The sequence below is a fragment of the Halobacterium zhouii genome (assembly GCF_021249405.1).
Classification (GTDB): domain Archaea; phylum Halobacteriota; class Halobacteria; order Halobacteriales; family Halobacteriaceae; genus Halobacterium; species Halobacterium zhouii.
On record NZ_CP089593.1, the window covers coordinates 1,721,439 to 1,734,288 of the forward strand.

Genomic DNA, 12,850 nt, shown 5'->3' on the forward strand with positions numbered 1-12,850 from the left:
CACGGCGGCGCCGGGAGCCCTGGTTCGCCGCACGCGGGCGTTCCGGCACGCTCTTTGCGCGCGGTCGCCCAGGTCCGCCATGGATGGCCTCCGAGGCCTGCTTGGCGACGACTCCGAACCGGACGGTGGCGGCGTCGCGCTGTTCGTCGACGGCCCGAACGTGCTCCGCGAGGAATTCGACGTGGACCTGGACGACGTGCGCGACGTCGCGGAGGCGGCCGGCCCGCTCGCCGTCACGCGTCTCTACCTCGACGAACACGCACCGCCGGAACTGATCCAGGCGGCCGAGGCGCGCGGCTACGACGTCCGCGTGACCAGCGGCGACGTCGACGTGAAACTCGCCGTCGACGCCACCGAACTCGTGCTCGCAGAGAGCGTGGACGTGCTCGCAATCGCCTCGCGAGACACGGATTTCAAGCCCGTCCTCGAGAAGGCCGCGCGGCGCGGCGTCCGCACGCTCGCCATCGCCCCCGGCGAACACGGCCGCTCGGACGCGTTGCAGAATGCCGCTGACGACTCGGTCGTTCTGGAGGAGTAGCCAGCGCAACTCGACGAATAGATTTTCCCGCGGCGACCCCCAACCTCGGGGCATGACCGACCTGGGAACGCCGGTTCTCGACAACCACATGCATCTCGACGCCGCGAACCAGGGAATCGACGCGGTCCGGGATTTCGCGCGGAGCAGCGGCACGCACCTGCTGGTGGTGAACAAGCCGTCCTGGCACCTCGGCGTGGAGGCCGACGCGGGCGAGGACTTCCGGGAGGTGTTCGAGGAGACGCTACGACTGGTGTCCGAGGCCACCGCAGAACTCGACGGACGCGCGTGGCCGGTGCTGGGGGTGCATCCTGGGCTGATTTCGCGGTTGGTGGACGAGCGCGGCTTTTCTCCCGGGGAGGCCCGGGACCTGATGTGCGCGGGCATCGACACGGCGGCGGAGTACGCTGCCGGGGAGGTCTCCGGAGACGCCGCCGAGAAGCACGACGCGGACGGCGACGGCGCGGACGGCACCGCGAGGAACGTGGTCGCGCTGAAGTCCGGGCGGCCGCACTACGACGTGAGCGACGCGGTGTGGGAGGCGTCGAACGACGTGATTCGCCACGCGTGTGAGCGCGCGGCGGAAGCAGGCGTCGCGCTCCAGTTGCACACGGAGGCCACCGAAGACCTGACCGACGTGGCGGCGTGGGCCGAGGACGCAGGACTGGCGCCGGAGCGCGTCGTGAAACACTACGCGACCGGGGAACTCGCGGGCGTGACGCCGAGCGTGATGTGCGAGAAGGAGTACCTCGAGGACGCGGTCGAGACCGGCGAGTCGTTCCTGATGGAGACGGACTTCGTCGACGACGCCGAGCGACCCGGCGCAGTGATGGGGCCGAAGACGGTGCCCCGGCGCGTTCGCTGGCTTCGGGAGCAGGGCCACGACGATGCGATTCGGCGCGCGCACGTGGAGACGCCCGAAGCGGTCTACGGCATCGACACGCAGGCGACGTTGAGTGAGTGATACGAACGACACAGGCGGCGTGAATCGGGCTCTCGAGGGTTCTCGCACCGTGAGAGACGTTGTGACGCCGACGCGCTGAAGGAAAGGCCTTTGTCTGGGGGAACCGCCATTCGGTGTATGAGCGCCCCAGAGGAAGAGTTCTACTCGGAGGAACGGTGGCAGAACTGGCTCGACCGACTCGCGGACGAGGAGATCGACCCCGAGGAGGAGGACTCCGCTCGCCTGCTGTTGAACCTCCAGGACGATGTCGCCATCGCGGTGGCGAAGATCATCGCGGCGTACGACGACGGCGACATCGACGACGAGGAAGCCCTCGAGGAACTCGCGGACATTCGCGAGGTCGTGCTCGCCGAGTCGGACTTCGCCGACGAGGACAAACTGATGCTGGTCGACGGTGTGCAGACGAGTCTCGTCTGCGTGTTCTACAGCGCCGAGCAGTACATCGCCGACGGCGTCGCCGAGGAGACGAGTCTCGCCGAGTACGTCCACGCGGCCGCCGACGCGGAAGCCGAAGAGGACTTCGACCGCGCGCTCGGCCTGACGGCGTGCGCGGGGACACAGGTCATCGACGGCGAGGAACTCGACATGGAACTCGTCGAGGACCTCGAGTACGGCCTCGTGACGGAGTGGGTGAACGGTCTGGACAGCCTCCAGAGCGCGCTCTCGGACCCCGAAGTCATCGAAGACGAGGACTGACGCGACCCCCGACGCGGGGCGCGAGAGCCGAACCCGGGCGCCGCGTTTATACCAGTCGGCTACTGATTACTTCCCAACCGTGCGCTTCAGGGACGACACGCGAGGGGTGACGGTCCAGATCGGGGCCGTGTTACTGTTCGCGACCATCATTATCGCGCTCGCCACCTACCAGGCGACGGTCGTCCCGGCGCAGAACGCGGACGTCGAGTACAAGCACAGCCAGCAGGTCCAGAGCCAGATGACCGACGTACGGAACGCCCTGCTCCAGACCGCGGCCACCGGAAACGTCCAGCCAGCGTCTGTCACCCTGGGCACGCAGTACTCCTCGCGCGTGTTCCTGCTGAATCCGCCACCGCCCGCCGGAACGCTCGCCACGGAGACCTACCAGAACGGCACGATGCGCGTCTCGAACGTACAGGCGACGGACGACGAGACGGCGGACTTCTTCGCGGCGAACGGCGACGCGTGGACGGCGTCGACGAAGTATCTCGTCTACCAGCCCGGCTACCACGAGTACGAGGGCGCACCGAACGTCGTCTACGGCGCGATGATGCTCTCCAATCACTACCCGGAGCAGGATGTCTCGGTTCCCGTGACCGACCAGTTGCTCGTGCGCGGGAACACCGTCACACTTGTCGCACTGAACGGGTCGCTGAGTACGTCCCGCGTCGGGTCCACGTCGGTGAGCGCGACTTCCGTGAGTGCGCCGTACAACGAGGTGCAGGTGACGAATGAGACGGCGGGGAACGTGACAATCACGGTGCCGACGAAATTCGACGCCGCGACACTGCGGAACGCGACGAACCTCGGCGAGCAGAGCACGGTCAGGGCCGTCGAACCGGCGAGCGGCGGCCGCGTCCGCGTCGTCCTCGAACCGGGAACGTACACGCTCCAGACCGCGAAACTCGGCGTCGGGTCGGGCGTCGAGGACGAGGAAGCCCAGTATCTGACGGTGGTCGACAGTGACGACGGCACCGTGACCGTGGAGGTGCGCGACCGGTTCAACACGCCGGTGAGCGGAGTGAACGTCCGCGTCAACGGATCGAACCCGTTCGAGTCCGGGACTGCGGTCACGGACGACGATGGGCGTGCGACGTTCGAGGTGGAGGACAGGAGTCGGGATACCGCGACGCTGGAGATTCTCGGCGGCGACGACCCCCACGAGCGTGTGACAGTCGGCACGGAGTTCGGCGAAGGCGGAGCCAGTGGCGGGAACGAGGCGTACGACGTGGACTGGGCCGAGGAGAAAAGCGCGAACCAGAATCCGGGACTGACCTGCGACGGGGAGAACTGCACGCTTGACGCGAGCGTGCAGCCTTCGGTGACGCTGTTCGCAGATTCGACGCCCGTCGTCGACGGCGGTACCTTCACGTACAGCGTCAGCAGTTCGTCAGTCGTCGGCGTTTCCCCGGAGAGCAACGAGAGCGACAGCGACGGAGAGAGCAGTACGGAATTGACCGCTCAGAGCAGCGGGGGTGCGAACGTGTACGTCGCCAGTGGGGGAAGTGGGGACCTACTCTCCGTAGAGGTAGTGAACGCCGCGGCGGTGAACCTCCCGCCGTCGGTGGAGATCACGGACATCGAGAGGGCAGAGGAGACGGGAAGCGGGAAGGTCAAGAGCGTCGACGTCACGTTCACGCCAGACGACTCCGACGGTAATCTCGACAGTGCAGACGTCGTCGTCTACGTGGCCGGTAGCCAGTCAGGTCGCACGACTGTCGACTTGACGGGGAGCGAGGGAACGTCTCAGACGGTGAGAGTCGACACGGACAACACTGCGGGCGAAGTCGTGGCCGAAGTCACGGTCTACGACACAGACGGGGAGCAAGGTAGCGACCGGGAGAGCGAGAACGACGTCTGACGGCGTATTTCGACTTCTGTCGAATCACCTATCGACAAGCCCATAAGCCGTGTTCCTGAATACCGGCGTATGACCGCAGTCGGTATCGACGCCATCGAAGTGTGGACGGGGAAGCTGAAACTCGACCTCGCGGAGACGTTCGCGCCCCAGAAGGGCGACGACCCGGAGAAGTACACGAAGGGGCTCGGACTGTTCGCGTCGTCGTTCCCGGACGCCTACGAGGACATCGTGACGATGGGCGCGAACGCCGCCCACCGACTGATGGAGCGCAAGGGCCTGGAACCCGACGACGTCGGGCGCATCGACGTTGCGACGGAGTCCGCGTTCGACAACTCCAAACCCGTCTCGACGTACGTCGCTGGCTGCCTCGAGCAGGTGTACGAGGGGGACTTCCACCACGCGAACAAGGGCGAGCGGAAGTTCGCGTGCATCGCGGGCACCCAGAGCCTCGACGACGCGGTGAACTGGATTCTCGCGGGTCGAAACCGTGGACGGGGGGCGCTCGTCATCGCGACGGACACCGCGCTGTACGCCCGCGGCGACGCCGGCGAAGCGACCCAGGGCGCGGGCGCAGTGGCGATGTACATCACCGAGGACCCCTCCGTGGTCGAGCTGTCCACGGAACAGGGGTACGGCTCCGCCGACGAGACGGACTTCCTGAAGCCGAACCAGCAGTTCCCGAGCGTCGACGGCAAGCGCTCGGTGCAGGTGTACCTCTCGCGGATGCGCGAGGCGCTCGCGGACTTCGAGAGCGTGGCGGGCGCGACCCACCCGGACGACTACGAGTTCATCCCGTTCCACACGCCGTTCCCGGGGATGGTGCGGAAGGCCGCGGTGCTCGGCTACCGGCACATGATCCGGAACACCGACGTCGAGGAGGAACTCGCCGACGAGATCGGCCGCCAGCCACGGCGCGAGAACTTCGACGACGACGCGGCGTTCGAGGACGCCATCCGCGAGCACATGGACGACCTGAAGGAGACTGACGCGTACCGCGAGTGGTACGCCGACACCATCGAACCGACGCTGGACGTCTCCCGCGAGGTCGGGAACTGGTACACGGGCTCGGTGCACGTCGCCCGGATGAGTGCGCTGATGCACGCCGCCGGCAGCGACACCGACCTCGCCGGAAAGAAACTGCTCCTGGGCTCCTACGGCTCGGGCGCCCAGGCCGAGATTCACGAGGAGACCGTCCAGCCCGGCTACGAGGACGCAGTCGAAGCCGCGAACATCGACGAGCAGATCGCGGCGCGCTACGACCTCTCGTGGAGCGAGTACGAACAGGTCCACGACCGGCACAACCACGAGAAGCGCGTGGAACTCGAGCCGTTCACCCAGCCCGATGGCGAGTTCGTCTTCGACGGCTGGGGGCCGATGAACGAGCGCAAGTACACGTACGCCGAGTGATGGCGGCGAGAAGCTGAGTTTTCGCGGCTGGTGATCCGCCAGCAGGATTTTCGCCATAGGTAATCCACCTCGCAGAACGATCTACGCCAGCGAGTGGAGTTCGCTCCGAATGTCTTCGATGTCGGCGGTGGTGACGGCGAGCGAGAAGCCGTCGCGTTTCGCGAGCGCGGGCGCGTGCTCCCAGAGCTCGTCGGGCGAGAGGCCGTGCAGGAGGACGGCGTTCGGCGTGGGGTTGACGACGCGGAGTGCGACCAGTGGGCTCTCCCCCCGGGAGACGTTCGTGAACCCGAACACGCGGTTCGTGGACTGGCCGTAGAGGCGGTAGAAGTCCTCGCTGCGGAGGCGCGTGATGGCCTCGATTGAGTCGATGATGGTGTGGCCGCTGACGCGGTCGCGGTCGCCGGCGACCACCTCGGTGGCGTCGATGGCGTCGTAGAGGTCGGCCAGCGGGACGGTCGTGGCGTACTCCTGGAGGTCGAGGACGACGTCCGAGTCGAACCCCGCGGAGAGCACGCGGGCGTACTGCCGGATGTGGTCGCCGCCTCGACGTTCGTCGATGTCGAGGAGCGCGCGGACGAGGCGGCTGACCAGCGCGATTCCGGGGCTTTCGCGCCGGCCGCTCTCGTAGTCCGAGACGACAGACGAGGAGACGTCGAGTTCCGTCGCGAGTTCGGTCTGGGACACCTCGAAGTCCGTGCGCCACTTCCGGAGGGTGGCGCCGGGGTCCGAGGAGAGCGTGATTTCGCCGGCGATGCGCTCAGCGAGGCCGGCGCGCGGGTCGTTGTCCATGCCCCGCAGTCGGGAACAGCGAGACAAAAGCCTACCGAAGGGTTCGACGGATGCCGAATCAAGCACGCAGTAATCTGCGTGGGCAGGGTTCTGGTGATCCGCCGGGACGAGAGTTCTGCTGACCAATCGAGACGGGATTCCGGCGACCAGTCGGGACAAGAGTCATTGTCGAGTGAGGACAGTACACGCGTATGCCATCCACGGTGGTCCACGTGGCGTTCGGCGCGCTCGTCGCGACCGCGCTCCTCCGGGAGTTCGACGCGCCATCCCTCGCCGCAGTCTGTGGGTTCGCGGCGCTCCCCGACCTCGACACGCTGCTCGGCATCTGGATCCACGGCGGCCACCGCGCCGTCCTCCACACGCTCCTGTTGCCCGCGCTCCTCGGCGCGCTCGTCTACTGGGACGCCCGCCGTGAGGATTCGTGGCTCCGGCGGCGGTTCGGCGAGAGGGGGTTCTATGTCGCTGGGGTCGGCGTGCTCGCGCTCCTGTTCGGCGGCATCCTCCCCGACCTGATGACCAACGGCGTGAACGCCTTCTACCCCCTGCAGGACCAGTTCTACACGCTCGACGGGAAACTCCACCTGTCGAACCAGCGCGGCGTCGTCCAGACGTTCGTGGAGTTCGGCCGGGACGGCGGCGAGACGGTGGGCGGGACCACCGAGAACACGCACTACTACACGGGGTTCGACCCGACGAGAGGGAGCGAGCCCGAGAACGTAGAGCGCGTCTTCCCCGTCGTCTCCTCGGGCCTCCAGTTGGTCGTCGTGCTGACTTCGCTCGCAGCGGTGGTCGGCCGATTCCGGGAAGCCAAACGCTAACCTGCGGGCGCGCTTCCTCGTCGCATGGTCAGGCCGTACCGCGAATCCGACGCGGACGAACTCTGGAAACTCAAACGCGGGTTCGAGACGGGACTCGGCGCCGGCACGGGCAGCGACGAGAAACAGGCGGCGTACGAGGCGAAGTTGAACGAGACGTACCGCGAGCGCTGGCTGGACTGGGTGGAGCGCTGCGTGGCCGAGAACGAACGCTGCGTGCAGGTCGCGGAGACCAGGAGCACGTCGGGGGCCGAGGACGCGTCGAGGAACAGTGAACTCGCCGGCTACGTGTTCGTCCTCCCGGAGTCGATGGCGTTCGTGTGGGACGCCGCCGTGCTGAACGAGGTGTTCGTCCGCCCGGACTGGCGCGGCACGGGCGCCGCGGACGATTTGATGGCGGCGGCGCTCGCCGTTGCGCGCGAACAGGACCTCCCGCTCGACCGGATGGTGCTGGACGTCGACGGGGAGAACGAGCGAGCGCGGGCGTTCTACGAGCGACACGACTTCTCGCACTGGGGAGAGATGGTCGCACGAGACCTCTGAGGCGAGATGGTCCCGCCGGGCCTCTGGGGCGGGAGGGCGGCCGGAGGTTCTACGACGACGTCGTCACGCCGCCGAGCGCGCCGCCGATACCGCCGAAGACGACGGGGTAGACGATGCCGGCGAGGAGCGGAGCGAGCGCGTAATGCGGGTGGATGCTCTCTGCGCCCGAGCCGTGCTGGAAGAGGAACACGCCGAGCACGGTGAACACGAGGTAGCCGATGACGACGCCGGCGCCCGCTCGCAGTCCGGTGTCGGCCGACCGGGCGTTCGCGGCGCGGGCGAGGACGAACCCGGCGACGGCCAGCAGAATCGGCGGGAGCAGGTAGAGCAGCGCGGGCGCGTCACCGCCTGCGATGAAGTTCGCTGACGCGCGACCACCGTCCTCGGGGTACGTGAACGGGACGAAGTGGGCGTTGTAGAACAGCCAGCCGACGGCCTTCCAGATCGGGATGCCGGTGCCGCCGAACAGTTCCACGACGAAGTTGTACGCATCGAGGGACTCGCGGACGTTCGCGGCCTGCCAGAGGTGCGTGACGAGGTAGCCGAAGAGGTACGTCACCGTTCCGGCGAACGCACCGATTCCAGCGGTACCCGTGGAGGTTCGTGCGGTGGACATGGTCTGGTCTCGGTAAGGAAGTTAAAAAGCCGTTGTGGCCGTTCGGGGTGCGCCTGGGCGGTAACGTCACTCGTCGCCGGACTCCTCGTCGGAGTTCGCGCCGACGTCCCACTGCAACGTGACCGTCCACCGGTGGCGTCCGTCCTCAACCGACGAGTGCTCGGTCACGGACACGTCGCCGTCCGGACGCGGGCGGCCGCCGTCGCGTTGGCCTGCGGCGCGCCGTTCGCCGTCGTTGGCAGGCCGCATCTCTTCGTAGTGGCCGGCGACCTGCTCGCGGAGCCCCTGGAGGTACGCCGCGAGTTCGTCCCGGTTCATCGAGTCGTCGCGTTCGGTCTCGAAACTGGTCGCGCCGCGGCCGACGCCGCCGGGCCTCCCGGTGGAGTGGGCGCCGACGACGGCGTTGATGACGGCGCCGAGAAGGAGGACGAGCGACGAGAAGTAGAGGTACGTGATGACCACGACGACGCCCCCGAAGAAACTCCCCGACCCGGGTTCGCTGAAGGAGAGGTACACCTGGAACAGCGCCTGGAAGACGGCCCAGCCGACCGCCGCGAAGACGACGCCGGGCAGCACCTCCCGGACCTCGAGGTCGGTGTCGGGGAAGACGTAGTAGACCGGGAAGAATGCGACCACGAGGCCGGCGACGAGTGCAAGCGGCGTCACCACGCCGAGGTACGGAATCACGTCGGAGAACACCGCGAACACGGCGCCGGCGGCCAGCATCGCGATGAGCGCGACAACCAGCGCGGTGAAGACGACGACGGCGTCACGGAGTTTGTCCGTGATGGAGTTGTTCGCCTCGGTCTCGTAGATCTCCGAGAACGCGGTGTCGAGCCCACGGAATATCTTGAACGTCCCCCAGACCAGGACAATCAGACCGATGATCGACGCGCCGCCCGTCGGCACCCCACCACCGAGCAGTTCCACGACGACGTTCGCTATCGGCCCGGGGAGCCACTGCTCCGCAAGTTCCACGAGTCGCTCCTCGATACCGGCCCCGAACGCCGAGAGCAACAGGAACAGCAGGATGAGCATTGGAACGAGCGAGACGAACGCGTTGTACGCGAGGCCTGCCGCCATGAACGCGACGTTCTTCTCCCCGAAGTCCGAGAAGACGCGTTCGGCGAACGTGTGCGCGCCGGAGAGCGTGACCATACCACACGTTCGATTCACAACAGGAAAACTCGTGTGGCGGTGGCCGGGTTCAGAACGACCTCGTTGTGGGGTCGCTTCGTTTCCCGCTCGCTCTTTCCGTCGTCCTCACAGCGCTCGGACGACGCAGCTCACGGCTCGCTTCGCTCACCGTTCGAGCATTCCGTTGTCCTGCTTTCAGTCGGACAACGCGCGGCTCGCGGGTCGTTCCTCCCCGCTCGCTCAGTCTGTGAGCTCGCTTCGCTCGCCCACACGCTCCGCAACCACTAAACGCACCTCCGACCTAGCACCGCCAATGGCAGACTGGACGGAGAAATACCGCCCGTCGACGCTCGCGGAGGTGCGCGGGAACGACAAGGCCCGCGACGCCTTCCGGGAGTGGGCGGAGACGTGGGACGACCACCGCGACGCGGTCGTCCTCCACGGGAGTCCCGGCGTCGGGAAGACGTCCGCGGCGCACGCGCTGGCCGAAGATAAGGGGTGGGACGTCATCGAGTTGAACGCGTCCGACCAGCGCACCGCCGACGTCGTCGAGCGCATCGCGGGGGAAGCGGCGAAGACCGGCACGCTCACCGGGGGGTCCGGCGGCCGGAAACTCGTCGTGATGGACGAGGCCGACAACCTCCACGGGAACGTCGACCGCGGCGGGTCGGCGGCCATCACACGCCTCGTGAAGGAGGCGACCCAGCCCATCGTGCTCATCGCCAACGAGTTCTACGACATGAGCAACGGCCTGCGGAACGCCGCAGAGGACATCGAGTTCCGGGACGTCTCGAAGCGCTCTATCGTGCCCGTACTACGGGATATCTGTCGGCGCGAGGGAATCGAGTACGAGGACGCGGCGCTCGACGCCATCGCCGAGCAGAACTCCGGCGACCTTCGGTCGGCCGTAAACGACCTCCAGGCGCTCGCCGAGGAAACCGAACTGCTCACCGAGGACGACGTCGTGATGGGTGACCGGGACCGCTCGGAGGGCATCTTCGACTTCCTCGACGACGCCATCAAGCACCTGAGCGCGCAGGAAGCCCTCGAAGCGTCCTACGACGTGGACGAGACGCCGGACGACCTCATCAACTGGGTGGAGGACAACGTCCCGAAGGACTACCACGGGGAGGAACTCGCGACCGCCTACGAGTTCCTCTCGAACGCGGACGTCTGGCTCGGCCGGGTGCGAGCGACCCAGAACTACTCCTACTGGCGGTACGCGACGGACAACATCACGGCCGGCGTGGCCGCCGCGCGCCAGAACGACCACGGCGGGTGGACCCGCTACGGCGCGCCCTCCTACTGGCGGAAACTCGGGAGTTCGCGGTCGACCCGCGAGAAACGCGACTACGTCGCGCGTCACATCGCCGAAACCTCGGGGTGTAGCATGTCGACGGCGCGAAACGAGGTGCTGCCGTTCCTCTCGGTGATGACCCACCACTGCAAGAACCGTGAGTTGACAGTGGCGATGACGGCGGCCTACGACCTCGACGCCGAGCACGTCTCCTTTATCACCGGGTCGGGGGAGACGACGAACAAGGTCGAATCCATCGTCGAGGACGCCGCAGAACTGCGGAGCACCGAGGCCGTCGAGCACTCCGGCGGTGCGTTCGAGGGCGCGACGCGGGACGCGAACGACAGCCCCGTCGAAGCAGGCAACAGCGGCGTCGAGGACGACGGTGACGAGAACGACACCGGCGGGAGCGACGTGCTCGTCGACGAGGACACGAACGCAGACGAAGAGGCGAAGTCGGCCGAGGAGGACGAAGACCAGTCCGGACTCGACGAGTTCTTCTAGTCGGCCGGCGTCCGGCCGCCGGCGGAGCCGCCGACCCCGGGGATGGCGACCCTCCTTGCGACCCACTCCATGGTGGTCGTCGCGGACAACACGAGCACGAGGTAGAAGACGCCGGCCAGCAGGAACAGGTCGAGGAACCGGAAGTTCTCGTAGGCTGCCTGCTCGGCGACGTGGTAGAGTTCGGTGACGGTGATGAACGACGCCAGCGACGAGTACTTCACGAGGTAGACGAGTTCGTTCGTCCACGACGGGATGGCGTACCGGAGCGCCTGCGGCAGGACGACGTGCCGGATGCCACCGAGCTGTGAGAGGCCGACCGACCGCGCCGCCGTCAACTGCCCGGAGGGAACGCCCTCGATGGCGCCCCGGATGTACTCCGCCTGGTAGGCGGCGCTGTTGATGGTGAACCCGACGATGGCGACCCAGACCGCCTGCGGCGGGACGATTCCGCTGCCGACGAAGGGGACGCCGGCGAACCATCGGGACAGCGGGAGCGCGTAGTACAGCACGAACAACTGGACGAGCAGCGGCGTCCCGCGGATGAGTTCGACGAACCCGAGTGCGACCCACCCGGTCACGTGGCCGTAGACGCGGGCCACCGACACGGGCACCGCGATGACGAACCCGAGGGCGATACCCAGAATCGTGAGAATGACCGTGAGCCACGCCCCGCTGGCGAACGCGGGGAGGTACGTGGCCGCGAACGACGCCGACGCGAAGAACTGGGCCACCCACTCGACCGGCACGCCGAGGACGCCGAGTCCCGACGCTAGCTCGCGGAGCGCGGTGGCTGCGTCGGCGAGCGGGGCCGGCGGCACGAACGGTTCGCCCCGGGGAGCTAGAACGCCACCGAACCAGTCGTTGAGCAGTCGGAGCCCGAGCCACACCCAGAACACCGCGAGGATGGCGTCCCGGGCGACGGTCTGCGCGCTCCGGCTCATTGCCCGCCGTGGAGCTGGGTAAGCCGGCTGAGGAACGACGCCGTGCGCTCGTTCTCGGGGCGTTCGAACAGCTGTTCGGGCGGCCCGTGTTCGACGAGGCGGCCGTCCTCGAGGAACATGATGTCGGTCGCGGCCTGCCGCGCGAACCCCATCTCGTGGGTCACGACGAGCATCGTCATCCCCTCCTCGGCGAGTTCCCGCATGACCTCGAGCACTTCACCGATGAGTTCGGGGTCGAGCGCCGACGTCGGTTCGTCGAACAGCATCAGCTTCGGATCCATGGCGAGCGCCCGGGCGATGCCGACGCGCTGCTGCTGGCCGCCAGAAAGCTCCGCGGGATAGGAGTCGGCCTGGTCGGCCAAGCCCACGCGCTCGAGTTCCGCCGTGGCGCGCTCGCTGGCCTCCTGCTTGGAGAACCCGCGCACGCGCCGGAGGCCGAGGCTGACGTTCTGCTCGGCGGTGAGGTGCGCGAACAGGTTGAAATCCTGGAACACCATGCCGACCTCCCGGCGCAGGTCGTCGGCGTCCATCTCGTAGACGGACTGGCCGTCGAGGAGGATGTCGCCGTCGTCGATCTCCGTGAGACGGTTGATACACCGGAGCATCGTGGACTTTCCGGATCCAGAGGGGCCGACGAGCACCTGGACGTCCTGTCTGTCCATGTCGAAGGAGATGCCCTTCAGTACCTCCTCGTCGCCGTAGCTCTGGTAGACGCCGTCGACGCGGAGCAGTTGGTCCGGCATGG

At 67.3% G+C, this 12,850-nt stretch carries 13 protein-coding genes; 8 read left to right on the plus strand and 5 right to left on the minus strand.

The features are described 5' to 3' along the window. Positions 1–79 precede the first annotated feature (79 nt). The 5 genes from LT970_RS08905 to hmgB all read left to right on the plus strand — a co-directional run bounded on the left by LT970_RS08905 (position 80) and on the right by hmgB (position 5,463). Entirely contained in the window at positions 80–538 is a 459-nt protein-coding gene (locus LT970_RS08905) for an NYN domain-containing protein (RefSeq protein ID WP_232686113.1), read from the plus strand. Between the two features lie 52 nt (positions 539–590). Continuing rightward, the gene (locus LT970_RS08910) at positions 591–1,499 is read left to right on the plus strand and encodes a TatD family hydrolase (protein ID WP_232686114.1); all 909 of its coding nucleotides are present in this window, start codon (positions 591–593) and stop codon (positions 1,497–1,499) included. Positions 1,500–1,616: 117 nt separating this feature from the next. Further along, a complete protein-coding gene (locus LT970_RS08915; protein WP_232686115.1) occupies positions 1,617–2,195 on the plus strand; it encodes a DUF2150 family protein in 579 nt (192 codons plus the stop codon). 79 nt (positions 2,196–2,274) lie between these two features. Then, a complete protein-coding gene (locus tag LT970_RS08920; RefSeq protein WP_232686116.1) occupies positions 2,275–4,056 on the plus strand; it encodes a hypothetical protein in 1,782 nt (593 codons plus the stop codon). A gap of 69 nt (positions 4,057–4,125) precedes the next feature. After that, the gene (gene hmgB / locus LT970_RS08925; protein WP_232686117.1) at positions 4,126–5,463 is read left to right on the plus strand and encodes a hydroxymethylglutaryl-CoA synthase; all 1,338 of its coding nucleotides are present in this window, start codon (positions 4,126–4,128) and stop codon (positions 5,461–5,463) included. A gap of 81 nt (positions 5,464–5,544) precedes the next feature. On the opposite strand, the gene LT970_RS08930 is transcribed toward hmgB, so the two are convergent. Then, entirely contained in the window at positions 5,545–6,252 is a 708-nt protein-coding gene (locus tag LT970_RS08930; RefSeq protein ID WP_232686118.1) for a helix-turn-helix domain-containing protein, read from the minus strand. A 191-nt stretch (positions 6,253–6,443) separates the two neighbouring features. Between LT970_RS08930 and LT970_RS08935 the strand changes: the two genes are divergently transcribed. Both LT970_RS08935 and LT970_RS08940 read left to right on the plus strand, forming a co-directional pair. Continuing rightward, positions 6,444–7,070: a metal-dependent hydrolase gene (locus LT970_RS08935; RefSeq protein ID WP_232686119.1), complete on the plus strand. Its 627-nt coding sequence runs from the start codon at positions 6,444–6,446 to the stop codon at positions 7,068–7,070. Positions 7,071–7,094: 24 nt separating this feature from the next. After that, the gene (locus LT970_RS08940; RefSeq protein WP_232686120.1) at positions 7,095–7,610 is read left to right on the plus strand and encodes a GNAT family N-acetyltransferase; all 516 of its coding nucleotides are present in this window, start codon (positions 7,095–7,097) and stop codon (positions 7,608–7,610) included. A gap of 49 nt (positions 7,611–7,659) precedes the next feature. On the opposite strand, the gene LT970_RS08945 is transcribed toward LT970_RS08940, so the two are convergent. Next, positions 7,660–8,226, minus strand: coding sequence for a DUF7978 family protein (locus tag LT970_RS08945; RefSeq protein ID WP_232686121.1), 567 nt, complete (start codon positions 8,224–8,226; stop codon positions 7,660–7,662). Between the two features lie 66 nt (positions 8,227–8,292). After that, positions 8,293–9,384 carry a YihY/virulence factor BrkB family protein gene (locus tag LT970_RS08950; protein WP_232686122.1) on the minus strand — a complete coding sequence of 364 codons (1,092 nt, stop codon included), beginning with the start codon at positions 9,382–9,384 and terminating at the stop codon, positions 8,293–8,295. Positions 9,385–9,676: 292 nt separating this feature from the next. Here LT970_RS08950 and LT970_RS08955 point away from each other — a divergent pair, with 292 nt between their 5' ends. After that, complete coding sequence (locus LT970_RS08955) at positions 9,677–11,164, plus strand: replication factor C large subunit (RefSeq protein ID WP_232686123.1); 1,488 nt, start codon at positions 9,677–9,679, stop codon at positions 11,162–11,164. On the opposite strand, the gene LT970_RS08960 is transcribed toward LT970_RS08955, so the two are convergent. Both LT970_RS08960 and LT970_RS08965 read right to left on the minus strand, forming a co-directional pair. Next, positions 11,161–12,105, minus strand: a complete 945-nt coding sequence (locus tag LT970_RS08960; protein ID WP_232686124.1) for an amino acid ABC transporter permease — start codon at positions 12,103–12,105, stop codon at positions 11,161–11,163. The two genes, LT970_RS08955 and LT970_RS08960, sit on opposite strands and share 4 nt — an antisense overlap. Further along, the gene (locus LT970_RS08965; protein WP_232686125.1) at positions 12,102–12,848 is read right to left on the minus strand and encodes an amino acid ABC transporter ATP-binding protein; all 747 of its coding nucleotides are present in this window, start codon (positions 12,846–12,848) and stop codon (positions 12,102–12,104) included. The genes LT970_RS08960 and LT970_RS08965 overlap by 4 nt, the downstream gene beginning before the upstream one ends. Positions 12,849–12,850: the final 2 nt, after the last annotated feature.